Annotated in this window: 25 protein-coding genes and 1 rRNA gene; 20 read left to right on the top strand and 6 right to left on the bottom strand. The window is 40.0% G+C overall.

Annotated elements, in window-relative coordinates; genetic code table 11:
- Window positions 1–8 precede the first annotated feature (8 nt).
- Together ERX29_RS10065 and ERX29_RS11160 are read right to left on the bottom strand one after the other, a co-directional pair.
- Window positions 9–1,016 (bottom strand): YihY/virulence factor BrkB family protein, encoded by a 1,008-nt coding sequence (locus ERX29_RS10065; protein ID WP_133444544.1) that lies wholly within the window; start codon window positions 1,014–1,016, stop codon window positions 9–11.
- Between the two features lie 33 nt (window positions 1,017–1,049).
- Window positions 1,050–1,454: a YtxH domain-containing protein gene (locus ERX29_RS11160; protein ID WP_424960636.1), complete on the bottom strand. Its 405-nt coding sequence runs from the start codon at window positions 1,452–1,454 to the stop codon at window positions 1,050–1,052.
- Between the two features lie 168 nt (window positions 1,455–1,622).
- Here ERX29_RS11160 and ERX29_RS10055 point away from each other — a divergent pair, with 168 nt between their 5' ends.
- From ERX29_RS10055 to ERX29_RS10005, 12 genes are all read left to right on the top strand, one after another.
- Entirely contained in the window at window positions 1,623–1,820 is a 198-nt protein-coding gene (locus ERX29_RS10055; protein WP_133444543.1) for a DUF1128 family protein, read from the top strand.
- A 13-nt stretch (window positions 1,821–1,833) separates the two neighbouring features.
- The gene (locus ERX29_RS10050) at window positions 1,834–3,069 is read left to right on the top strand and encodes an aminopeptidase (protein WP_133444542.1); all 1,236 of its coding nucleotides are present in this window, start codon (window positions 1,834–1,836) and stop codon (window positions 3,067–3,069) included.
- Between the two features lie 58 nt (window positions 3,070–3,127).
- Window positions 3,128–3,319, top strand: a complete 192-nt coding sequence (locus ERX29_RS10045; RefSeq protein ID WP_133444541.1) for a hypothetical protein — start codon at window positions 3,128–3,130, stop codon at window positions 3,317–3,319.
- 103 nt (window positions 3,320–3,422) lie between these two features.
- Window positions 3,423–3,941, top strand: a complete 519-nt coding sequence (locus ERX29_RS10040; protein ID WP_133444540.1) for an acyl-CoA thioesterase — start codon at window positions 3,423–3,425, stop codon at window positions 3,939–3,941.
- A 135-nt stretch (window positions 3,942–4,076) separates the two neighbouring features.
- The gene (locus ERX29_RS11015; protein WP_165981132.1) at window positions 4,077–4,235 is read left to right on the top strand and encodes an SE1561 family protein; all 159 of its coding nucleotides are present in this window, start codon (window positions 4,077–4,079) and stop codon (window positions 4,233–4,235) included.
- Window positions 4,236–4,245: 10 nt separating this feature from the next.
- Window positions 4,246–5,622, top strand: coding sequence for a 23S rRNA (uracil(1939)-C(5))-methyltransferase RlmD (gene rlmD / locus ERX29_RS10035; protein ID WP_133444539.1), 1,377 nt, complete (start codon window positions 4,246–4,248; stop codon window positions 5,620–5,622).
- A 76-nt stretch (window positions 5,623–5,698) separates the two neighbouring features.
- Window positions 5,699–6,217, top strand: coding sequence for a type 1 glutamine amidotransferase domain-containing protein (locus tag ERX29_RS10030; protein WP_133444538.1), 519 nt, complete (start codon window positions 5,699–5,701; stop codon window positions 6,215–6,217).
- A gap of 178 nt (window positions 6,218–6,395) precedes the next feature.
- Window positions 6,396–7,112, top strand: a complete 717-nt coding sequence (locus tag ERX29_RS10025) for a glycosyltransferase (RefSeq protein ID WP_133444537.1) — start codon at window positions 6,396–6,398, stop codon at window positions 7,110–7,112.
- Between the two features lie 16 nt (window positions 7,113–7,128).
- Window positions 7,129–7,923, top strand: coding sequence for a recombination regulator RecX (gene recX, locus ERX29_RS10020; protein ID WP_133444536.1), 795 nt, complete (start codon window positions 7,129–7,131; stop codon window positions 7,921–7,923).
- On the top strand, window positions 7,916–8,236 hold the full coding sequence (locus ERX29_RS10015) for a YfhH family protein (protein WP_133444535.1): 321 nt from the start codon (window positions 7,916–7,918) through the stop codon (window positions 8,234–8,236). The genes recX and ERX29_RS10015 overlap by 8 nt, the downstream gene beginning before the upstream one ends.
- A 15-nt stretch (window positions 8,237–8,251) precedes the next feature.
- A complete protein-coding gene (locus tag ERX29_RS10010; protein WP_133444534.1) occupies window positions 8,252–9,784 on the top strand; it encodes an ATP-binding cassette domain-containing protein in 1,533 nt (510 codons plus the stop codon).
- A 9-nt stretch (window positions 9,785–9,793) separates the two neighbouring features.
- On the top strand, window positions 9,794–10,564 hold the full coding sequence (locus tag ERX29_RS10005; RefSeq protein WP_133444533.1) for a hypothetical protein: 771 nt from the start codon (window positions 9,794–9,796) through the stop codon (window positions 10,562–10,564).
- Window positions 10,565–10,655: 91 nt separating this feature from the next.
- Here ERX29_RS10005 and ERX29_RS10000 read toward each other — a convergent pair whose 3' ends face one another.
- Window positions 10,656–11,657, bottom strand: coding sequence for a metal-dependent hydrolase (locus ERX29_RS10000; protein WP_133444532.1), 1,002 nt, complete (start codon window positions 11,655–11,657; stop codon window positions 10,656–10,658).
- A gap of 75 nt (window positions 11,658–11,732) precedes the next feature.
- On the opposite strand from ERX29_RS10000, the gene mutY reads away from it, so the two are divergent.
- The 5 genes from mutY to ERX29_RS09975 all read left to right on the top strand — a co-directional run bounded on the left by mutY (window position 11,733) and on the right by ERX29_RS09975 (window position 17,462).
- Window positions 11,733–12,773 carry an A/G-specific adenine glycosylase gene (gene mutY / locus ERX29_RS09995; RefSeq protein ID WP_133444531.1) on the top strand — a complete coding sequence of 347 codons (1,041 nt, stop codon included), beginning with the start codon at window positions 11,733–11,735 and terminating at the stop codon, window positions 12,771–12,773.
- A 73-nt stretch (window positions 12,774–12,846) separates the two neighbouring features.
- Complete coding sequence (gene ntdP / locus ERX29_RS09990) at window positions 12,847–13,398, top strand: nucleoside tri-diphosphate phosphatase (RefSeq protein ID WP_133444530.1); 552 nt, start codon at window positions 12,847–12,849, stop codon at window positions 13,396–13,398.
- A 51-nt stretch (window positions 13,399–13,449) separates the two neighbouring features.
- On the top strand, window positions 13,450–15,192 hold the full coding sequence (locus ERX29_RS09985; protein WP_133444529.1) for an ABC transporter ATP-binding protein: 1,743 nt from the start codon (window positions 13,450–13,452) through the stop codon (window positions 15,190–15,192).
- Window positions 15,193–15,257: 65 nt separating this feature from the next.
- The gene (locus tag ERX29_RS09980) at window positions 15,258–16,859 is read left to right on the top strand and encodes an FMN-binding glutamate synthase family protein (protein WP_133444528.1); all 1,602 of its coding nucleotides are present in this window, start codon (window positions 15,258–15,260) and stop codon (window positions 16,857–16,859) included.
- The gene (locus tag ERX29_RS09975; RefSeq protein WP_243720037.1) at window positions 16,860–17,462 is read left to right on the top strand and encodes a DNA-3-methyladenine glycosylase; all 603 of its coding nucleotides are present in this window, start codon (window positions 16,860–16,862) and stop codon (window positions 17,460–17,462) included.
- A gap of 73 nt (window positions 17,463–17,535) precedes the next feature.
- Here ERX29_RS09975 and ERX29_RS09970 read toward each other — a convergent pair whose 3' ends face one another.
- Window positions 17,536–18,627 carry an FUSC family protein gene (locus tag ERX29_RS09970; protein ID WP_133444527.1) on the bottom strand — a complete coding sequence of 364 codons (1,092 nt, stop codon included), beginning with the start codon at window positions 18,625–18,627 and terminating at the stop codon, window positions 17,536–17,538.
- 50 nt (window positions 18,628–18,677) lie between these two features.
- Window positions 18,678–19,976, bottom strand: a complete 1,299-nt coding sequence (locus tag ERX29_RS09965; protein ID WP_133444526.1) for a glutamate-1-semialdehyde 2,1-aminomutase — start codon at window positions 19,974–19,976, stop codon at window positions 18,678–18,680.
- 81 nt (window positions 19,977–20,057) lie between these two features.
- Between ERX29_RS09965 and ERX29_RS09960 the strand changes: the two genes are divergently transcribed.
- Together ERX29_RS09960 and perR are read left to right on the top strand one after the other, a co-directional pair.
- Complete coding sequence (locus tag ERX29_RS09960; RefSeq protein ID WP_133444525.1) at window positions 20,058–21,008, top strand: NAD(P)-dependent oxidoreductase; 951 nt, start codon at window positions 20,058–20,060, stop codon at window positions 21,006–21,008.
- A 74-nt stretch (window positions 21,009–21,082) separates the two neighbouring features.
- Window positions 21,083–21,541 (top strand): peroxide-responsive transcriptional repressor PerR, encoded by a 459-nt coding sequence (gene perR, locus ERX29_RS09955; protein WP_133444524.1) that lies wholly within the window; start codon window positions 21,083–21,085, stop codon window positions 21,539–21,541.
- Between the two features lie 48 nt (window positions 21,542–21,589).
- On the opposite strand, the gene ERX29_RS09950 is transcribed toward perR, so the two are convergent.
- The gene (locus ERX29_RS09950) at window positions 21,590–22,021 is read right to left on the bottom strand and encodes a DUF2614 family zinc ribbon-containing protein (protein WP_133444523.1); all 432 of its coding nucleotides are present in this window, start codon (window positions 22,019–22,021) and stop codon (window positions 21,590–21,592) included.
- Window positions 22,022–22,453: 432 nt separating this feature from the next.
- Between ERX29_RS09950 and ERX29_RS09945 the strand changes: the two genes are divergently transcribed.
- A 16S ribosomal RNA gene (locus ERX29_RS09945) occupies window positions 22,454–22,536 on the top strand; the annotation flags it as partial.

Here is a 22,536-nt window from a genome sequence, read left to right as displayed (position 1 = left end):
ATTGCCTCCTAGTTGTTCTTGCTACTCGTTTTACCCGTTTTATTCTGATGAAAAATCGCATTAATCTGAGCACCGATGATAATAATGAAACCTGTTAAATACAGCCATAACATCAATACGATGACTCCACCAATACTACCATATGTTTTAGAGTAGTTAGCGAAGTTGCTGACATACAGGCCAAATAAAGCGCTGGCGCCAAGCCAGACGATTGTTGCGAACAATGCACCTGGTAGAACGGATTTTAATTTAAGTTTAACATGTGGTGCAAGTGTGTACAAGGTCATAAATACGACAAACGTCACAAGTACTGGAAGAACTATTTTTATTAAATTGAATACCCATACAAACTGGCTTTCAAGACCCAGCTTACCGAATAATAAGTTGCCAATCTGCTCTCCGAATACCGGTAATGCTAAAGTTACTACAAGAACTAAAGTCATAATAATAGTGAATAAAACTGATAATAATTTTGCAATGATAGGATTTCTGTTGTCTTCAACTTCATAAGCTACGTTAAAAGCATTCATCAAAGCAGTCATACCATTTGAAGCAGACCATAGAGCGGCGATGATACCGAATGATAATAATCCGCCGGAACTATTCTTCATGACATCTCCTACAATACCATTAATTGTTTTTGCGGTATCTCCCGGAGCATTTTTAGAAATAGCATCTGTAATAGTTGATTGATCAATGTTGAATAATGGAATAAGTGTCAATAAGAAAATCAGTAATGGGAACAATGCAAGAAGGAAATAATAAGCGAGCTGAGCTGCTAATCCTGATGCATCATCTCTGGAGATACGATAAAGCAATTTCTGCAGGAAGTTGCCATCTTTTTTATACTTGGCGGGCTTATTAATTTTTGATACGTGAAGTTCTTCATCAGATTTCTTCGCATTCTTCGACTTAAATTTCTGTGTGGATACATAATTCTCCTCTAAATGATTAGACTCAGACGGGTTAGCCGCCTGAGTCAAGTATTTAGAGGAGTTCTTTTGGTTTTTAGCCAAATGACTCACTCCTTATTCTGTTAAAAGTTAAAACTATTTGTTGTTATTATTGTTAGTTTTGTTTTGGTCAAACGCTTTATTAGCATTTGTATTAGCATTGTTATTGCTGTTATCATTTGATGATTGTTTTAAAACATCGCTTAAACTACCACCATTAGAATCGCCATTACGTAAACTAACCACTAAGTCTTTAGCTTGAACTAATGCTTTTTCAAGTTCTGGGTTATTACGACGAATTTCTTCAACTTGATCTTTCCAATAAACTACTTCGTCTTTAATATTCATTGCTTTATCTTTAACACTTGATGGGTTTTTAGTCACTTGACCCACGTTATTAACTTGCCCTTTTACTGAGCTGCGAGTATTTTTGTCTAATAATGCGATAGCGGCACCGACTGCTGCACCTGCTACTACTGCTGGTACTAGTTTGTTATTCATGTTGAATCTCCTCCTGGATATAAATGTTTTGTGTTGTTAATGTAAGTATATCCATAATCATATAGTGATAAACTTCTTTTAGGCAAGAAATTAATTAAAATGTTTCATGAGTTGTGTACTTTTGCTAGAATAAAGAAGAATTGAGATGGAATAGAAAGGGTGATACTAATGACTAAAGAAGAAATGATGAATGCAATAGCCGGCAAATTGAAGCTAGTTAATGTAGGAGTTATTAAACCGGAAAGTATAGATGATTCAAAAATCAACGAACTGAAAGACTTGTACGACATGGTGATGAAACGCGATAATATTTCACCGAGCGAGATGACTGCAATAACAGAAGAACTTGGGAATTTAAGAAGATAAAGGGGATATAAATATGATAAACAATCGGGATGAAAGATTAAAAACCTATGCTCAGTTATTGGTGAATGTAGGAATGAATATACAGCCGAAACAACGGGTGTATATTAGAGCAACAGTAGATGCGGCAGAATTTGTTCATTTAATAGTTGAAGAAGCTTATAAAGCTGGTTCTGAAGACGTTCATGTGGAATATGGAGATGACAGACTTACCCAGCTCAATCTCCAGTATCGTTCACTTGAAGCGGTGCAGCACGTTCCGAGTTATGTCGTTGATCGAAGAATGGATTACGCGAAAGACAAAGCAGCTCAGCTGGCGCTTATGTCTTCAAGTCCGGAAAGCTTGAAAGAGGCAGACCCAGAAAAATTAGCGGCCAATATGCGAGCTTATGGAACGGCGTTCAAAGATTATATGAAGATGATGCAGTCAGACCACTTCAGCTGGTTAGTCGCAGCTTATCCATCAAAGGAATGGGCAAAGCTCGTCTTTCCTGATCTTGAAGAGGAAGAGGCATTTGATAAACTGCTGGAAATGATTCTTTATACAGTTCGTGCAGATGTAGCAGATCCTGTTAAAGCATGGGAAGACCATAATAGCAACCTTCATATTAAAGCAGATTATTTAAATAAAAAGAACTATAAGGCACTGAGATATTCAGCTCCCGGGACTGATCTAACCATTGGTCTGCCGGAAGGTCATATTTGGTGCGGTGCATCATCCATTAATAGTGATGGTATTGAATTTATGGCAAATATGCCGACAGAAGAAGTATTCACTGTGCCTCATAAAGATCAGGTCAATGGGACAGTGAGCAGTACGCTGCCACTCAGCTACGGCGGAAATATTATCGATAAGTTCACATTGACTTTCAAAGACGGAAAAGTCATTGATTACAAGGCGGAGACAGGTCAGGATATTTTAAAAGGACTGTTGGAATCTGATGACGCTGCTTCTTACCTTGGAGAAGTAGCATTGGTCCCACACGATTCACCGATTTCAAACAGTAATGTTTTGTTCTACAATACATTGTTCGATGAGAATGCTTCATGTCATCTTGCGCTTGGTTCTGCTTATCCATTCTGTCTTGAAGGCGGAAAAAAGATGTCTGATGAGGAACTGGCGGCTGCTGGTCTCAATAATTCCATTACACATGAAGACTTTATGATCGGCAATGCTGAAATGAACATCAGTGGAATTACTGCAGAAGGTAACGAAGAACCAATATTCATCAAAGGGAATTGGGCATTTTAATTTAATCTTTTAAGTGATATGATAAGCATATATTTGTTAATGAACAGGAGGATGAACAATGGCAGAAAATCCAATGATGTCTGAACCGATGATGTGGTTTGTAGTACTTGCTTTCCTCTTCTCAATATTTTTGTTTGGAGCAGCGTTAATGTACTTCTTACGCTTTGCATTTGTATCGTCAGAATCTGAAAAGATTGATACACCGGAAGAAGCACTTGAGAAGAAAGTCTTTGCTGACGATCATCATTAATAGCTTAATCAGAAGAGATAGTCCGCTATCTCTTTTTATTATGTCAATTTTTAACTTCATCATGTAAAATGTAGTTATTACGTTAAAGCAAGGGGAACAGATGATGACTGAAAGACAACGGAAATCCATGTCCGAGTCCCGGACGATTAAAACTCAGCAAGTATTTCCAACAGACACTAATCACCATAATACTTTGTTCGGTGGTAAACTGATGGCGATGATAGACGATGTAGCAGCAATCGCCGCTACAAGACATTGCGGCCGCTCAGTAGTCACAGCCTCAACAGATTCAGTGGACTTCATTAAACCAATCCGGCCGGGAGAAATTGTATCACTCGTATCACTCGTTACATACACCGGGAATTCGTCTCTTGAAGTGTGCGTCAAAATAATATCTGAGAATGTGCTTGAACAGTCGAAGCAGCTTGCAGCGATCAGTTTCCTGACGTTTGTTGCGCTTGATGAGAACAACAAACCTGTTCAAGTGCCTGAAGTATACGGTGAAACAGAAGACCAGATGTGGTTGAATGAAACCGGCAAGGAAAGAGCAGAGAAACGGAAAGAACGAGTGACTCAAAGCAAAGACTTACTTAATTTTTTTGCGACGAAATTATATATATAGATATAGATTGGATACTGGTAATCAGTGTCCTTTTTTTGGTTCAGCTGCAGAGATGGCGGGTAGAATTTCATTGAAACTTATCGCTTTCTGGGTCATAATTAAGGGCGTCTAAATAACAGGAACGGAGAGATGACTTTGGCTAACGAATCATTAAATGAAATTAAAGAAAAACTATCGGACTTTATTGAAGAGATTGAATCTGTAAACCCTGAAACAACGGATATAGCTGATATCGATGAATGGCTTGCCATCCTGGATCAATTGGAACTTAAAGTGAAGTCAATCAAATCTTAAGGAGTAATACATGGCAGATATCAATGTAAAAGTAGGACAGAAATTCCCACTGACGATTAAAAGACTCGGAATCAACGGAGAAGGCATTGGCTACTACAAGCGTAAGGCGACCTTTGTACCTGATGCATTGCCCGGTGAAGTAGTACTTGTTCAAGTGACGAGAGTCAATACGAAATATTTAGAAGGCAGGATGCTGAAAATCCGGGAGCGCTCGAAAGACCGAGTGAAAGCTCCGTGCCCTGTGTTCCATCTGTGCGGCGGCTGTCAACTACAGCATTTAAGTTATCCGGCACAGCTTGACTATAAGCAGCAGATTATTAAGGATTCTCTGGAACGTTATGCCGGACATATTTCAGCGGATAAAGTTAAAGCCACTATCGGTATGGAGGAACCGTTCAGATACCGAAACATGAATCTGTTCCCTGTTGAAAAATCAGGACGGACCATACGAGCAGGTTTATATAAAGAACAATCTAATACGCTGATAGATATAGACGACTGTATCGTCCAGGATAACCGTACGATGACCGTGACTAATGAAGTGAAGCGAATTATGAGCGAACTGAATATCGATGTCTGCAGAAATCCTCATAAAGATAATGGTGTGCGCTTTATCGTGACAAGAATCGCAAAACATACAGGTGATATTCAAGTTGTTCTTGTAACAACAACCCCGTCGCTCAACAAACAGGATATGCTGTCTGAACGAATCATGCGAATTCCAGGTGTGGTAAGTGTCGCTCTCAATGTCAACGCAGATAAAGAATCTCGTGTACTCGGACCGGAAACGCTTATAATTAGAGGAGAACAGACGATCCGTGAACAGCTTGAACATATTGACTATGACTTAACGCCGGAAGGTTTCTTCCAGATTAATACGGAGCAGACAGTAGTACTCTATGAAACAATTAAAGCAGCGGTCGATTTAACTGGCACTGAAATGGTCGCTGACATTTACTGCGGCACAGGAGGCAGTGCACTCTGGCTTTCAGAACAAGCAAAAGAAGTACGGGGAGTTCACTTTGATGAAGCAGCGATTACTAATGCCGTCTATAATTCAGCGTTGAATCATTTAGAAAACTGCACGTTTGAAGTGGGGGAACCGCTTGATAAGCTGGAAGAATGGATTGAAGAAGGTTTTTATCCAGATGTCATCACAGTCAATCCGACAAGAGCCGGATTGTCGTTTGATGAGCTGAACGTCTTCAATGAAATTAAGCCAAAGACATTGATCTATATCAGCAGAAACCCTTCTTCCCTTGCGAAAGACCTGGCACATTTGACGAAAGCATTCAACGTTGAATATATTCAGCCTGTCGATATGTTTCCACAGACTGTGCAAGTAGAGATGGTAGTGAAACTTGTCAGAAAAAAAAGACTCGGTTGATTCATGCAGCCTCTTAAGTTTGATTGATTTATTAAACGGGTAAAAACTACTATCACTACTTAGGAGGAATTAATTCATGACTAAGAAAGTAGCAGTAGTATTAGATAACTTATTTGAAGATGTTGAATATACGAGCCCGGTTGAAGCTTTAAAAGGCGAAGGGCATGAAGTGGAAGTCATCGGTAAAGAAGCAGGAACAAGTGTTAAAGGTAAAAAGGAAAATACTGAAGTTAAAGTTGATAAAGGGATTGCAGACGTTTCAGCAGATGAATATGATGCATTGCTGATTCCAGGCGGATTCTCACCAGACCAGCTGCGCGGGGATAAAGAAGGACGATTTGGTAAATTTACTAAAGAATTCTTTACAGCAGACAAACCTGTATTTGCGATTTGTCACGGTCCGCAATTATTAATAGATACAGATGAATTAAATGGGCGCAAGCTGACGAGTTACTTATCCGTTCGTAAAGACCTCGAAAACGCCGGTGCCGAAGTGGTTGATGAATCAGTAGTTGTAGATGGCAAACTTGTCACATCAAGAACACCGGATGATCTGCCGGACTTCAACCGAGAACTGTTAGCTCAGCTTCAATAATAATATAACTTTAATAAGAGCCGTGATGGCTCTTATTTTTTCTGTTTACAGCATTTGAATCGATAAACTTTCTACGGCTTTAGACTGATTTATTGCGTTTTAGAGTGGTTAGCATTTCTTCGTATATCTTTATTTGTTAATATTTAATAAACATACAAAGAGAAGAAAGGAAAAATCGATGAGAAGAAAAAAACGCGGGTGCGGTTGTTTAGTATTATTTATTCCTATATTAATTCTCGCTTTGATTATTGCATTTTATTATTACCAGGGGATGAAAGTCAATATAGATACACTGCAGGATATCAATAACGAAGAAACATTTGTAGCAGTAAATGATATGCCTGATTATGTGAAAAATGCCTTCATTGCTGTTGAAGATAAGCGATTTTATAAACATGACGGGGTGGATTGGTTCGGTACTGGACGTGCCATTGTCATATCTTGGAAAAATGGAGAAGCAACGCAGGGCGGCAGCACTATCACTCAGCAGCTGGCGAAAAACTATTACTTCAATAATGAAAAGTCTATCTCTCGTAAATTTAAAGAAATTGTTGTTGCAAAACGTATTGAAAACAATTATACGAAAGACGAGATCATGAGTTATTATTTAAGTTCCATCTATTTCGGTGATAATATTTATAATGTAGAAGAAGCGGCGAACACATATTTCGGAACAACGACTCACATGAATGGATATCTGCCTCAGATTACACTGCTGCAAAGTGCGATACTTGCAAGTACAATTAATGCACCGAGCAATTATGATGTCGAAAACTTTAGTACTGATACAGCGCTAAAGACTCGTACAAAAAATACACTGTCTAAGATGCTTGATCAGAAGTTAATTACTGAAGCTCAATATAATGAAGCAGCAGCAGGTATCCCGTTGAACTGATAAAGGGGATGAACAGATGAAGATTACAATGATAGAAGTCCAGAAAAATAATAAGGACCGTTTTAATCTTTATATCAATGGTGAATTCAGTATGGGAATTGACAGTGCCACTTATGTGCACTTCAATTTAAAGAAAGACGATGAAATATCAAAAGAGCGCCTTGCGGAAATTAAGATTTACGATGATTATCGCAAGGCGATTAATCGTGCAATCAATTATTTGTCATATAAAAAACGTACCGAAAAAGAAGTCAGAGATTATTTAGTACAGGATGAAATTCCTGAAGAAACCATTATTAAAGTGCTTAAATATTGTTATGAAAATGGATACATCAATCACGATGATTATGCACAGAGTTTAATGAATACAATGATCAACACAACTGATAAAGGTCCGGATGTTTATAAGCAGAAGCTGTTTGAAAAAGGGATAGAACGTGATTTAATTGATCAGTACTACGACCTTTATTCTGAACGGATGGACAGTGAACGGATGAAACAGCTGATTCAAAAACAGCTTAATAAACATGCCCGTAAATCATCAAGGCGTCTTGCTGAACAAAAAACAATACAAACACTTGTCCAAAAAGGTTATAATTTGAATATCGTCATTCCTTATATGAAAGATATGGAATATAATGGAGATTGGGACATACTACAGAATGAACTTGAAAAACAGTTTTCCAAATGGTCTCGTAAAGTTTCCGGCAATGAATTAAAGCAGAAAGTCATCACAGCGATGATGCGTAAAGGATTTTCGTATGATGAACTGGTACCAGTGCTAAAGGAAAGTGGTATTGAAGATGAATGAAGAGAAAAAATTAGTGGAAATGAACGAGCATGAACTGCGCGCAGTGATTGCACAATATAGAGAGAAAGCAAGAAAAGCCGAAACGATGGGCATCGTCAACGAATACGAGGTTTATCAGCGTAAAGCATTGATTGCTGAAAGCTATATGGTTAATTCGGAAAATATTGAAATTGGTCATGTCTATCGTTTGATAGGAATCGAGGATCATTACTTTAAAGTTGAACGCATCAAAGGGATTTTTGCATGGGGATTCAGATTGAATGGGACTTCCAGTGAAGAAGGAATACCACTTGCCCTGCTGCAGCTGAAATAGTAAAGGAGTAACGATATGTCCGGCGAAATACTTGTAAGGCTGGTTAATGTAACTAAATATTTCCGGGACACAACAGGTTCTAACCGCTTAAGTGCAGAATTACTCAGACGGAAAGAACGGCGGTATGTGGAAGTCAATCGCGTGACCATTCATTTATATCGGGGTGAGACGTTAGGAATTACAGGACTTGCCGGTTCAGGGAAATCAGTCATCGGTAAACTCATGTCTAAAGTCATAGAACCTTCGAGTGGAAAAGTAAGAAATAACTATCCGACATTTCTTGCCAGTCATAACCACCATTTCACGGGTCAGCATTCACTCAATCAAATCATTGAGACAGTTCTCCTGTCATATAATGTCCCGCTGCAGAAGTTCTCTGAGAAAAAGGGAAAGATACTGGCATACGCAGAACTCATGAATAAATCAAAAGAGCCGTTTGATCAGCTGACGATAGGAGAAAAATCACAGCTCTTTATTGCGCTGACATATTTTTTGAAACCTGAAGTAGTCATCTATGATGAATTGTCCAAACATTTAGATGAACCGTTCAGAGAAAAATTCAAAACAGTCATTGAACTATTGATGCGCGAAGAGAAGGCTGTTGTTCTAATTGAGGAAGAGCCGGATATCATTAAGGAAAAAGCGAACTATATGACTTGGATGAGTCACGGTAAGGTGAGAAAATCCGGTACTCCAAGAGAAGTGATTCCACTCTACACGAATTACTTAACGCAGTATAAGCAGTCACTTGGGACAAAGAATGAAGAGCTGTTTGATCTCGATTATAAGATGCAGCGGCAGGTAATCGGTAATGAAGAAGTGATGCGCCGAGTATCTAAGCAGTCAAAGACTAGAATTGATGAAAATATCAGGAAATTGCTGCTCTTGACAGTTGCTGTACTTATAGCCTGCCTGCTAATATCTATTCCTGTGTGGAAGCAAGTCAGCTACATACCAAAGACTGAAGTTAAAGATGAAACAGCTATCGTTAAAAAGAAAGAGGAATTCACTGATAAATACGCCTTTGCAGTTGTGCTGGCTGATGGACAGCAGATTACAAATAAAGATAAACCGTTCGTTAAAGTACCTGCCGGCACATTGATTGAAATCACAGGCAATAACAATAGTCATTACCGGATATCCTATGGCAATAATGATATGACGATGAATCGTCAACACCTATTGTATATTAATCCGGCAGCGCTATATGACGAATATCTGTTTGCTGATCTTGATAAATATATGTACGGCAATTATGCAAACTTCAAAGATTTCTTCAACGGTTATCTCGGTAAAAGTCATTCAACCATTAATGACGAACTCTATCCTGAATCGAACAACAGATACCGTATTAAATTGACGAAGAATGATATTTATCTTCACTTTAATGATGAAAATAAGATGACAGGCATCAGTTTTCCTATCGTAAAACAAGATGAACTTAAGAAGAAATACAACATTAAGGATAAGCAGTGGATCGTAAAAATCGGGGAAGGCTATGCTGTCGCTGACTTCAATCGTAACCAATGGCTATATTTTAAGATGTAGGTGAATCAGATGAATGAAGTGATAAATTTAGTTAAATATGTTCCCTATATGCTGAGAAATATTTTAATCGAACTAAGATACCATTTAAAGCAGTATATATTCTTTCTGGCGATGAATCTCGTAGTCATCTTTTTGACATTTATGCTGCTTAATTTAATGACCAGCCTGCCTATTGATAAGTCGACACGTGTCTTTCAGCTGAGCGGCTACGTTATATATTTCTGGATGACAGGTGCGATTTTCATCTCGAATTTAATTCTGGCAAGAAAAGGGTTTATATTGAATATAACAAACTTGCCGTTATATGTACTTGTCATGATACAAATTATCAACTTCTTCATTATGTTCCTGATGTCATTCATCATGTTGATGATTATTAAGGCGGCCAATGGTATACATGTGGAAACGAGCTGGATAGGAGTAATATATTTTATTGTGATGACATGTCTATTCTTGATTCCTATATGTATTCTGATCAGTCTGTTCATTCAACGCAGTAAGATCATTGCGATCGCGCTTGTTATATTATTTTTTACGCTGCCAATTATATGGATTCCATCGACGATTCCTACTACACTGCTTAATCTGCTGAAGTTGAACCCATTTTACTTTCTTGTGAATGGTTTTCAAGAAGCAGTGGTACTTGGTACAGCAGCGTTTTATAATTATCCGAATCATCTGTTGTTCATACTGGAACTTGTACTCATCTATGTATGGACAGGATATTTGTATAGAATCATGAAAGATGAAATCAACATGAATAAAAATTATAAGTCTTAAACTGATGCTTACTTCAATCAATAAATAGTTTACATAATAAACCCGGCTGGAGATATCGCTCTTCAGCCGGGTTTGATTAACCTTTTAACACCTATGCACGTTGGATGTTTTCTTTAATAGCACTATGCATCAACTTGTCCTGTAGTTTTTCTTCAGAGAATACCCAGCCAGTGTAACTGTGAGTTACGTAATAGTCATGATCAAGATTGAGTATGGCAACAAATGAGTAGTGTCCATTTTTTAAATAACGCAGATCGATCAACCGTAGTTCAGAGCCGAATGGACGTTCGACAAGCGTCCAGCGGTAAATTGAACTGAAGCTTCTGAATGCAATTAAATTAGGGTCATTTTTAGCATGAATCATGATATTATCCGGTGGGTATGGTTCTCTTGTGAACTGATCGCTGAAGTTGACAGTCGTTCCGTAGCTGCGTCCGATGTAATCATACTTATCTGTCTGAATTCCGACACGCCATTCATAAAATTTTGCAGTCGGAGCAACGAATACTTTTTCAACTTTTTCCCGCGAGGAAATTAATCTCATCGCTCTCTTCTTAATCGATTGCTGAAGTTTTCTTCTGATGATATAGTATAGGACTAGTATGACAAAGATGATGATAAAGGTATAAAACGGATGACCTCCCCACGCCCAGATCACGCATCCAAAGAGCAGCAGTGAAAAGATAATCGGGTCAAATGTATTGATAATACCGATCTGAATCCAGTCTTTTGAAAATGGTCTAAGGGCCTGCGTACCATAGGAATTAAAGATATCAACGAAGACATGCAGAAATACAGCAAACTGAGTCCATGCCCATAAATGCAGCAGATTGACATCATGATTAAAGTAATAGAGCAGTAAAGTAATCAGCAACGGCCATATCAGCGTAAAAGGGATAGAATGCGTGATTCCACGGTGATGGGTAATATAGACGGCATTATTTCTTAACTTCAAGACAGTGTCTATGTCCGGTATCTGGGAACCTGCAACAACAGCTGTCACAAATATCGGATAATGAGCTGCGGCTGCAGGATCTATAGTAGCAAGTCCGGCAATAGCTGCTCCCATGGCAAAGTGTGTAGCTGTATCCATATTACCCCTCCTTTATTATTATTATAAGCGAATATATACGTTTACATAAACATTTAGTCTTTAGAGGTGAAGATATTGTATAAGTCAGAAACATTTTCAGATAGACTGCTCGACTGGTTCCATAAATATAAACGATCCATGCCGTGGCGTGAGACAGATGATCCTTATAAAATATGGCTGTCAGAAGTAATGCTGCAGCAGACGCAAGTCGTTACCGTAAAAAGTTATTACAACAAATTTATTGAACGGTTTCCGACAATTGACAGCCTTGCAGCAGCGGATGACGACGAAGTGCTGAAATACTGGGAAGGACTTGGATATTATTCTCGTGTCCGCAATTTCCAGGCAGGTGTCAGAGAAGTTCAGTCGGAGTACGGCGGTGTTGTTCCTAGTGACGGTGAGGCTTTTTTAAAGCTGAAAGGCGTCGGTCCGTATACGAGAGGCGCAGTCATGAGCATTGCCTATAATTTGAAATATCCTGCAGTAGATGGCAATGTGTACCGTGTATTTTCGAGACTCGATGATGATGCGACAGATATCGCCAAAAGTACTGCAAGAAAGCACTTCGAAGACAAAGTGATGACCGTCATGCCTGAAGCTGCCGGTGATTTCAATGAAGCGTTGATGGAGCTCGGAGCAACAGTCTGCACACCGAAAAATCCAATCTGTATGTTATGTCCTGTGCAGGAACACTGCGAAGCATTCGCTAAAGGCACAGTAGCTGTCAGACCGATTAAATCTAAGAAAATCAACCGGAAGTCTTATCGCTATAAGGTTCTGCTCGTCGTCAACAGTAATGAAGAACTGCTCATTGCACAACGTCCGAAAAAGGGACTTCTTAGCGGCATGTGGCAGTTCCCGATGGTGGATGAAGATCTAGGACTTGCTGATATAGAAGAAATGCTGCAGATGAACTTGCATCAGGAAGAAGAACTGTTCCATACGGTGACGCATAAATTTACCCATCTGGACTGGCATCTGGATGTCTATCTGTACCGGACGATAGATAATGCTGCAGGTGAATATCGTTTTATGACGAGAGCAGAAAAAGACAATTATACATTCCCTGTTTCTATGAATAAAATATACGATTACTATGTTGAGAGAGAAGGCTAGACAAATTCGTTTCATGCTATTTAATCTATGGTATAATGTGTATGCAAATATTAATGATTAGGTGGTGTGGAACATGGTCAAAGAATCCATACCAAAAGAAGGCCAGAGCGTGCAGATTCAAAGTTATAAGCATAACGGGAAAATTCACCGTGTCTGGTCTGAAACAACGATTTTAAAGGGAACGAATCATGTCATTATTGGGGGGAATAATCGGACACTTGTCACTGAAAGTGATGGACGGACGTGGATCACTAGAGAACCAGCAATCGTCTATTTTCACGCAGAGTACTGGTTCAACGTCATCTGCATGTTCAGAGAAGACGGTGTCTATTACTACTGTAATCTTTCATCGCCCTTTGTCTATGATACAGAGGCAATCAAATATATTGATTATGATCTGGATATCAAAGTCTACCCAAATGGCAAATATCACCTGTTGGATGAGGATGAGTATCAGCAGCATATGAAACAGATGAATTATCCAGTGGAGATTGATCAGATCCTGAGAAGAAACGTTGATACTTTGCAGCAATGGATTGAACGAAAAAAAGGACCATTTGCGCCAGATTTCATTAAAGTCTGGCAGGAACGATTTCATCTGCAAAAACGTATGATGGAAGAATGAATCAACCTGTCATAGTATAGGTTGGTTCTTAATTTTTTAGGAGATGATTGAATGTTTAGAAGGTATCTCCAGTTTGTTAAGCCTTACACATGGCTGATCATACTGACGATTTTAATCGGTATATTGAAGTTTGGTATACCGCTGCTTATACCGCTGCTCATCAAATATGTCATTGACGATGTAATCGGCAGTCAGACGATGAGCATAGCGGACAAGAAAGATGCATTGATCCGAGTACTGCTGATTTTCGGTTTTATCTTCACTGTTATCCGTCCGCCTGTGGAATATTACCGGCAATATCTCGCACAGTGGACCAGCAACAAAATTCTATATGACATCCGTAAGAAATTATACCGGCATCTTCAGGCATTAAGCGTCCGCTTTTATGCCAACAACAAAGTCGGCGAAGTGATTTCTCGAGTTATCAATGATGTAGAATCGACGAAAGATTTTATTGTCACAGGGTTGATGAACGTCTGGCTGGACCTCGTCACAATTATTATAGCGCTGGCAATCATGTGGACAATGGACCCGAAGCTGACGTTAGTCTCGCTTATTATATTCCCGTTCTATATCTTCAGTGTGTACTACTTCTTCGGCAATCTACGAAAACTGACACGTAAACGGTCGCAGGCACTTGCTGAAGTGCAGGGCTTTCTGCATGAGCGAGTGCAAGGGATGACAGTCATCAAAAGTTTTGCGATTGAAGAGAATGAGAGCGAGCGCTTCAATAAACGCAATATGAACTTCCTGACGAAAGCCACTGACCATACAAAATGGAATGCTAAGAGCTTCGCTGTGATTAACACTGTCACAGATATCGGACCACTCCTTGTTGTCGGCTTCGGTGCTTACTTCGTAATTGATGATGGCATGACTGTCGGAAGTCTCGCTGCTTTCATTGCCTATCTTGACCGTCTATATGGACCGTTAAGAAGACTTGTATCTTCATCAACGACATTGACGCAAAGTTTAGCGTCGATGGACAGAATGTTCCAGCTGTTTGATGAGCCTTATGATGTTGTAGATAAACCAGGTGCGAAAGATATCGCAATAAAACATGGTGATATCACTTTCGATCAAGTAGGATTTAAATACAACGAAGATGAAACGGAAGTACTGCATCACGTTGACCTTGATATCGAAAGCGGTCAGACCGTTGCCTTTGTCGGCATGAGCGGCGGCGGTAAATCAACGATGATCAGTCTGATTCCTAGATTTTATGACGTTACATCGGGAACTATCCTGATTGACGGCCGTCCGATCGATGACTATACAATTGAGAGTCTGCGCAACCAGGTCGGTATGGTCATGCAGGACAATATTCTGTTCTCTGAATCAATCAGAGAGAATATACTGCTCGGTAAACCGGAAGCGACAGAAGAAGAGATGATCTATGCGGCGAAGCTCGCTAATGCTCACGACTTCATCATGAGCCTTCCAGATGGCTATGATACCGAAGTCGGCGAACGGGGTGTTAAATTATCCGGCGGGCAGAAACAGCGTGTTGCGATTTCACGTGTCTTTCTGAAAAACCCGCCGATCTTAATACTCGACGAAGCGACCAGTGCGCTTGACCTTGAAAGTGAAGCAGTTATCCAGGAAGCACTTGAGACGTTATCTCAGGACAGAACGACTGTTATTGTAGCGCATCGCCTGTCAACGATCACTCACGCTGATAAAATTGTTGTCGTGCAGAACGGCGAAATTGTTGAGACAGGAACGCATAGTGAACTGATGCAGAACCAGTCACATTACTATAACCTTTATACCATCCAGCACCTGGAAGGTTAACTGAGATTGAAGTCCTTATCCCCCTCATGTATGATGATATTAATCATACAAAGGGGGATATTTTGATGGACTTTTTACAGACTGTTCAGTTGATCGTCAACACCATTATACTGGTGTGCTTTTTAGGGATTGTTTTATTTGTTATTTATTTATTATTTGTCGATAAAAACCAGCGACAGCATAGTGTGCTAAGAAACTATCCTGTTCTCGGGCGCGTGCGTTATTTCTTCGAGAAGATAGGACCGGAAATCAGACAGTATATGCTGCAATCTGATAATGAATCTACTCCTTTCTCAAGAAAGGATTATCTCGATGTCGTTAAGGCAGGTAAATATAAATCACGCATCGGTGGTTTCGGCTCAAGAAGAGATTTCACAGAGCCGGGATTTTACATCCAAAATTCAATCTTTCCGAAAGAAGCAAGTGAACTTGCGATTGATCAAGGTGAAAAGATTACAACAAATATTTATAAGCTTGATAATGAGCGTTTGTTTGACCGCGAAGAACATACCGAGGAAGAACGGGTTGATCCTTATCTCTTGAGCGATGAACATGCGGTGATTCTCGGACAGAACAGGCCTCAGCCGTTTTACGTCAAACGCCTTGTCGGTCAGTCGGGCATGAGTTACGGGGCGCTTGGAAAAAATGCGATTACAGCGTTAAGTAAAGGGCTGGGACTCGCTCGCGGTACATGGATGAACACAGGAGAAGGCGGATTAAGTGAGCATCACTTGAAAGGTGATGTTGATATTATCTTCCAGATTGGTCCGGGATTATTCGGAGTCCGTGACAACGTCGGAGAGTTCAGTGACGCAGAATTTATGAAGAAAGTAAATAACCCTCAGATAAGAGCATTTGAAATCAAACTCGCGCAAGGTGCCAAGACTCGTGGCGGCCACGTCGAGGCAGAGAAAGTGACAGAAGAAATCGCTGCTATACGTAATGTCACACCTTATAAAACGATTAATTCTCCTAATCGCTTCACGTTCATGAATAATAATATGGATCTGCTGAACTTCGTCGACAAATTACAGCAGATGAGCGGAAAACCGGTCGGCTTCAAGATGGTTGTCGGTAATCTCGATATGCTGTATGAATTGATGGAAGACATTAAGTCATCCGGCATTTATCCTGACTTTATTACTGTTGACGGTGGGGAAGGCGGTACAGGAGCGACTTATCAGGAGCTTGAGGATTCGGTGGGGCTGCCTTTATTCTCAGCGCTTCCAATACTTGATTTAGCTATGAGAGAATATGGGCTGCGAGACGAAATTAAGATAATTGCATCAGGTAAGCTTATTACCCCGGACAAAGTAGCCATAGCACTTGGGTTAGGCGCTGATTTAGTCAATGTAGCACGTGCTATGATGATGAGCGTCGGCTGTATCATGGCGCAGCAATGTCATACGAATGACTGTCCTGTCGGAGTCGCGACTACGGACCCGGATAAAGAAAAAGCGCTTGTCATTGAAGAGAAGCAGTACCGGGTGACCAATTATATGATCAGCATGCATGAAGGGTTATTTAACCTTGCAGCAGCTTGCGGTGTAACATCCCCGACGGAAATAACAGCGAAACATCTGCTCTATAAGACGGAGCATGGTGACGTCATTACAGGTGAACATTACGTCAGACGACTGTATCGGTCATTGAAAGAGGAGATATGAGTGGATTTAGCATTTATGAAAGAGAATACATTGAGCGCAGCAAAAGAGCTGCTCGGTAAGAAATTGACGACCCTTGTAGACGGGAGTGTGACGTCAGGATATATTACTGAAGTCGAGGCGTATCTCGGGATCACTGATAAAGCTGCCCATGCCTATCAAGGAAGACGGACGAAGAAAAACGACATGATGTATAGTGATTACGGTACGATTTACGTCTATACGATGCATGGGCATCACTGTATGAACTTTATTACACGTGACGCAGAATCGCCGGAAGGGGTTTTAATACGGGCTGTTGAACCACTGGAAGGGATAGAGGTGATGCAGGAACGTCGCGGCAGAATGGATCACTTGACGGATGGTCCGGGAAAACTGACGAAGAGTCTCGGGGTGAAGCGAGAGCTCCATAATGGGCTAAAGCTCAACGAAGGGCCGGTGATGATTGAAGAGGGACGTGTTCCAGAATTGATACTTGAATCGAAGCGGATCGGTATTGATAATAAGGAAGAAGCGACTGATTATTTATACCGCTTCACCGTCAAAGGTAACCCGTATGTCTCTAAAGATAGAGTGAAACCTGCGGATAGTAACGGCTGGGTATAATCATCATTCGCCATACCATTAATAAATCCCCTGCTATCTCTAGTTGAGAAAGCAGGGGATTTTTTAGCTGAAACTACATATCAAAGTTTTCATCTTCGACACGTATTTTCTTCTCTTCTGTATGATAATGGTAGAAACTGTGAGTGAGTGTATCAAGATGCTCTAATTTCTCCCGGTATTCAAACATGGCTCCGATGACCTGAAACACGTGCTGTTTATAATAATTTTCTTTGTGACTGCTATAGCTGTTCAGTTCTTTAAGATAGACATCAAGTAAATCTTCTTTAAACTGATCGTTTACGAGTGAGGTATCTGCTGTACGTCCTAATGATACTTTATTTGTAATACGCATTAAGAGTTCTTCATGATAAGCCATCAGTTCGTCAAGTTCAAATTTAATCTGGATTCTGAGTCCTTCAGGAAGATTCAATATATCATTCTCATAGCGATTCAGTTTTTTGAGCAGATCGTAAGCCTTTCTTGTCGAGCTGATTAATTCTTTAAATAAAATTTTCTTACGTGTATTTCTGAATGCCTGCTTTTTTGTATAAGCCCGTTCATCCTTATATAGATTAAACTGTGTATCTAGTGCGGTAATGCGCGACTGAAAATCTTCCAGATCTTTTTTGACGATATGATATTCACTTGTACCGTTAATACTAAGTCTTATCCATTTGAAGATGTCTCCGCAAATACTCAGACAATTGTAGTACAGCTTTGTTTCATATTTCGGTGGCAGAAAGACGAGATTAACGAGAGATGCACTGATGACACCGATCATGACAAAGGTAAACCGCATTAAAGCCGTCTGAAAGAATTCTCCTTCGTGGTGATCCATAATAATCAGTTGAGTCACTACAGCGAGTCCAGTAACATTCTGGAGGTTCAGCTGAGAAAGCAGAGCAATTAGAATGATGGATGATAAGGCGATGATTAATATATGGTTACCGAACAGCTGAACCATAACGACTGATAATAGGGCCCCGATGATATTACCTTGGAATTGAGTGATAATCGTCTTATAAGACTGATAAACGCTCGGCTGCATAGCGAATAAAGCAGATATTCCAGCAACAACAGAGCCTTGGATACTGATAAATTGAGCAAGAAATAGTGCCAGTGCTATGGAGACGCCTGTTTTAAATATTCGAGCTCCTAATTTCATATAGTAACCTCATTTATTATGATATTACTATCCTTATACCGTATAGACATTTACTTTACAAGAGAAAGCTGCTTGAAACTGTTTTCAACAGCAATTAATGTCTGCTTGATATCCTCTTCAGTATGTCTGATGGTGATAAACCATGCTTCATATTTAGATGGAGCGAGATTGATACCTTCGTTAAGCATCAGTTTGAAGAAGCGGGCGAACAATTCACCATCAGTATTTTCTGCCTGTTCATAGGTTGTCACTTTTTCTGTTGTGAAGTATAAAGTCATCGCACCTTTTAACCGGTTGATTGTAGCAGGAATATTATATTTCTCGATTAAGTCATTGATGCCATCTTCCAGCTGCCTCCCTAGTTTGTCGAGGTAGTCATACGTTCCTGCTTCATGGATGACTTCCAATAGTGCGATGCCTGCCTGCATGCTGAGTGGATTGCCTGCCATCGTTCCTGCCTGGTATGCTTTGCCGAGAGGTGCGACTTGTTCCATAATATCTTGACGGCCCCCATAAGCACCTATCGGAAGTCCGCCGCCGATGATTTTGCCGAACGCTGTCAAATCGGGTGTAACACCGAGCATGTCCTGAGCTCCGCCGTAACAGAATCGGAACGCTGTAATAACTTCATCATATATAACAAGTGAACCGTTACTATGAGCGATATCGTTAACTGCTTCCAGAAAACCAGGAGCTGGCTCAACAATGCCGAAGTTACCGACAATCGGTTCTACAAGGACAGCAGCTATCTGATCACTGAAATGGGCAACTGCTTCCTTGAACGATTCGATGTCATTGAAAGGAACAGTGATGACTTCCTGAGCGACGCTTTTTGGCACACCGGCTGAGTCCGGGGTGCCTAACTGACTCGGTCCGCTGCCTGCTGCAACGAGTACTAAGTCGGAATGTCCATGGTAGCAGCCTGCAAATTTAATGATTTTATCACGATTGGTATAGGCACGAGCGACACGAATAGTCGTCATCACTGCTTCTGTGCCTGAATTGACGAAGCGTACTTTCTCAAGAGAAGGAATCGCTTCCTGGAGCATTTTCGCAAAAGTCACTTCATGTTTCGTCGGTGTACCATAGAGAATGCCTGTTTCTGCCGCTTTCTTAATCGCTTCAGTGATATGAGGGTGAGCATGACCAGCAATAATCGGACCATATGCTGCCAAGTAATCGATATACTTATTCCCGTCTACATCATAGAAATACGCACCATCACCGCGTTCCATCACAACAGGAGCACCGCCGCCTACTGCTTTATATGAGCGTGATGGAGAATTGACGCCGCCGAGAATATACTGGTTCGCTTGTTCCTGAATACGTTCTGATTCTGTAAATTTCATGTGATAACCTTCTTTACTTAATATTTTACAAGACTTATCGTAACATAAATGTAAGCAGACTTTGTACAGGAGGAACAGAATATGAAAATCATCTCAACGGTCAAATTGAAATCACTGCTTAATGATCTGCAACAGGAATTTAACGAGCACGAATTCATTGAACGAGAATCGCTTGATCATCTGACAGCAGAAGACTTAGCAGAAGCAGAACTACTGATTGCTTATGATTCAGAGCTCGATCAGCAGTTACTTGAACAGATGACGAACCTCAGGTGGGTCGTCTGGTATGCTGCAGGCGTCAATAACCTGCCGTTAACTTATATGAAAGAACGGGGAATCATACTGACCAATGCTCGCGGAGTCCACAAAATACAAATTTCTGAGTTTATCTTTGCTTATATCATGCAGGATTATAAACATCTCAATGACTATCATGATCTTCAGCAATCACATGGCTATCAGACGAAGATCAGAACGGCTGAGCTATACGCACAGACCATCTGTTTTATTGGCACTGGGGAAATCGCTGAAAATGCAGCGCGCATCGCTCAAGCTTTCGGTATGAAGACAATAGGTATTAATACTGATGGACGAGAGGTAGAACATTTTAATGAGACGGTCTCCCTGAATTATAGAAGAGAAGCATTTAAAAAGGCAGATATCGTTGTCAACGTCCTTCCAGAAACGGATGCCACAATTAATTTGCTGGTGAAAGAAGATTTTCAGGCAATGGGTGAAAAAGCTTTGTTCATCAATGTAGGAAGAGGAACGGTTGTAGAAGAAGCAGTATTAATAGAAGTATTAAAGAATAAAATAATCAGGAAAGCAGCACTTGATGTGTTTTACCAGGAACCACTGGATGCGGCAAGCCCTTTATATAAACTTGATAATATTATAATGACGCCGCACATCACAGGTTTAAGTAGACGATATAACGAAAGAGCGACGAATATATTTAAGGAAAACTTAAAAATAGGTATTGATAATAGTAAAGATTTTATCAATCTTGTAGATTATACTAAAGGCTACTGACATCTACATTGACATCTTTTGTCTTTTACAGTTATCATGAAGAAAACTAATTTAAGTAGAAAGAGGGTGCGAGTATGGCGGTTGAAAGTGTTTCGGTGGAAACTAAACTGCATGAAGCTGTGCAGCAGCTCCGCGACGGCGGTGTCAGAATTACACCACAAAGACAAGCCGTACTTACCTACTTGATTGAAGCGGATAGCCATCCGACAGCAGATGAAATTTATAAGGCATTATCTCCACAATACTCCAGTATGAGTGTAGCCACTGTTTATAATAACTTAAAAGTCTTCAAAGAAAGCGGACTTGTTAAGGAATTGACATATGGGGATGCGGCCAGCCGATTTGATTTTGATTCACATAATCATTATCACATCATCTGCAGCGAATGCGGAAAAATCAATGATTTCCATTATCCTAGATTAGATGAAGTAGAAAATATAGCAGAACACATCACAAATTTCAATGTCACTCATCACAGAATGGAAATTTATGGCGTATGTCCGGACTGTCAGCAAAATGCACAGCAAGAATAGCAAAAAGACCATCTTACAAATTGTAAGATGGTCTTTTCTGTGACTTTGTCATTTTAACTTAGAGTCTTGTTCAAGCTTCTGACTTTTACGCTTATTATTATAATCTTCATCAAACGCTTTACCGGCAAGTGACGGATCAAGTGTAAGAGGTTCGTTGCAACGAGCACATATATCAGCGCGACCGAGCATTTTTGTATATTGATTACAGTTAGGACACAAGACAGTGACCGCACGGGTCGATAACATACCGATCCAGAAATATACGATGAAACTTAATATGAAAGCAAGTGTCCCAAGAAGCAGAAATAAAGAGAACAACAGCTGGCTCTTAGTGAAGTAGAAAAGGACGACACCTAAGTACATAACAATCATCGCAATAAAGATGAGACCAAGCGCCCAAGTCCTGATGCGATTAATTTTGCTCGTTGGCTTTTTGCCGAATTTCAAATGATCATCTCCTAGATTAATTACTGCAAGCATTATAGCATAACTACAACTGTACAATGAACTGAATAAGTTTTCAAAAAAAGTTAAATAAAATGGTTGACTCATTTTATCCAACTTGGTAAGATATAAAAGTCGCTGAAAACAGCAGACGCACATCATCTTTATTACATAATTAAATTAAAAAAGTGTAAAAAAGACGCTTGCCTATCAAGTAAAAAGCGAGTAAAATTTTTTATGCAAGACGGAACAAAAAACATCTAAGCAGAGAATGCTTGAGTGTAAAAATTCCAAAATAAAAAGCTTGATTCAAAAGATGACAGCTGATATAATTTAATCTTGTAACAACGAAAAATGAACATTGAAAACTGAATCGCAATATGTCAACGTTAATTCCAATAATTTGAGTACTTAGTACTTTAATGAGTGATTGCCATAAGCAATCAACGAGCTTTTATCAGACAAACTATTATGGAGAGTTTGATCCTGGCTCAGGATGAACGCTGGCGGCGTGCCTAATACATGCAAGTCGAGCGGACAGACGGGAGTGC

Source organism: Macrococcus lamae, from assembly GCF_004359545.1.
In the GTDB taxonomy this organism is placed as follows: Bacteria; Bacillota; Bacilli; order Staphylococcales; family Staphylococcaceae; genus Macrococcus; species Macrococcus lamae.
This window is presented reverse-complemented; position numbering and strand designations above follow the sequence as displayed.

Excerpts from the sequence above, each read along its gene's own strand:
- ERX29_RS11160 (WP_424960636.1), bottom strand. The coding sequence starts at position 1,454 with ATGAATAACAAACTAGTACCAGCAGTAGTAGCAGGTGCAGCAGTCGGT.
- ERX29_RS10055 (WP_133444543.1), top strand. The coding sequence starts at position 1,623 with ATGACTAAAGAAGAAATGATGAATGCAATAGCCGGCAAATTGAAGCTA.
- ERX29_RS10050 (WP_133444542.1), top strand. The coding sequence starts at position 1,834 with ATGATAAACAATCGGGATGAAAGATTAAAAACCTATGCTCAGTTATTG.
- ERX29_RS10045 (WP_133444541.1), top strand. The coding sequence starts at position 3,128 with ATGGCAGAAAATCCAATGATGTCTGAACCGATGATGTGGTTTGTAGTA.
- ERX29_RS10040 (WP_133444540.1), top strand. The coding sequence starts at position 3,423 with ATGACTGAAAGACAACGGAAATCCATGTCCGAGTCCCGGACGATTAAA.
- rlmD (WP_133444539.1), top strand. The coding sequence starts at position 4,246 with ATGGCAGATATCAATGTAAAAGTAGGACAGAAATTCCCACTGACGATT.
- ERX29_RS10030 (WP_133444538.1), top strand. The coding sequence starts at position 5,699 with ATGACTAAGAAAGTAGCAGTAGTATTAGATAACTTATTTGAAGATGTT.
- ERX29_RS10025 (WP_133444537.1), top strand. The coding sequence starts at position 6,396 with ATGAGAAGAAAAAAACGCGGGTGCGGTTGTTTAGTATTATTTATTCCT.
- recX (WP_133444536.1), top strand. The coding sequence starts at position 7,129 with ATGAAGATTACAATGATAGAAGTCCAGAAAAATAATAAGGACCGTTTT.
- ERX29_RS10015 (WP_133444535.1), top strand. The coding sequence starts at position 7,916 with ATGAATGAAGAGAAAAAATTAGTGGAAATGAACGAGCATGAACTGCGC.
- ERX29_RS10010 (WP_133444534.1), top strand. The coding sequence starts at position 8,252 with ATGTCCGGCGAAATACTTGTAAGGCTGGTTAATGTAACTAAATATTTC.
- ERX29_RS10005 (WP_133444533.1), top strand. The coding sequence starts at position 9,794 with ATGAATGAAGTGATAAATTTAGTTAAATATGTTCCCTATATGCTGAGA.
- ERX29_RS10000 (WP_133444532.1), bottom strand. The coding sequence starts at position 11,657 with ATGGATACAGCTACACACTTTGCCATGGGAGCAGCTATTGCCGGACTT.
- ntdP (WP_133444530.1), top strand. The coding sequence starts at position 12,847 with ATGGTCAAAGAATCCATACCAAAAGAAGGCCAGAGCGTGCAGATTCAA.
- ERX29_RS09985 (WP_133444529.1), top strand. The coding sequence starts at position 13,450 with ATGTTTAGAAGGTATCTCCAGTTTGTTAAGCCTTACACATGGCTGATC.
- ERX29_RS09980 (WP_133444528.1), top strand. The coding sequence starts at position 15,258 with ATGGACTTTTTACAGACTGTTCAGTTGATCGTCAACACCATTATACTG.
- ERX29_RS09970 (WP_133444527.1), bottom strand. The coding sequence starts at position 18,627 with ATGAAATTAGGAGCTCGAATATTTAAAACAGGCGTCTCCATAGCACTG.
- ERX29_RS09965 (WP_133444526.1), bottom strand. The coding sequence starts at position 19,976 with ATGAAATTTACAGAATCAGAACGTATTCAGGAACAAGCGAACCAGTAT.
- ERX29_RS09960 (WP_133444525.1), top strand. The coding sequence starts at position 20,058 with ATGAAAATCATCTCAACGGTCAAATTGAAATCACTGCTTAATGATCTG.
- perR (WP_133444524.1), top strand. The coding sequence starts at position 21,083 with ATGGCGGTTGAAAGTGTTTCGGTGGAAACTAAACTGCATGAAGCTGTG.
- ERX29_RS09950 (WP_133444523.1), bottom strand. The coding sequence starts at position 22,021 with ATGCTTGCAGTAATTAATCTAGGAGATGATCATTTGAAATTCGGCAAA.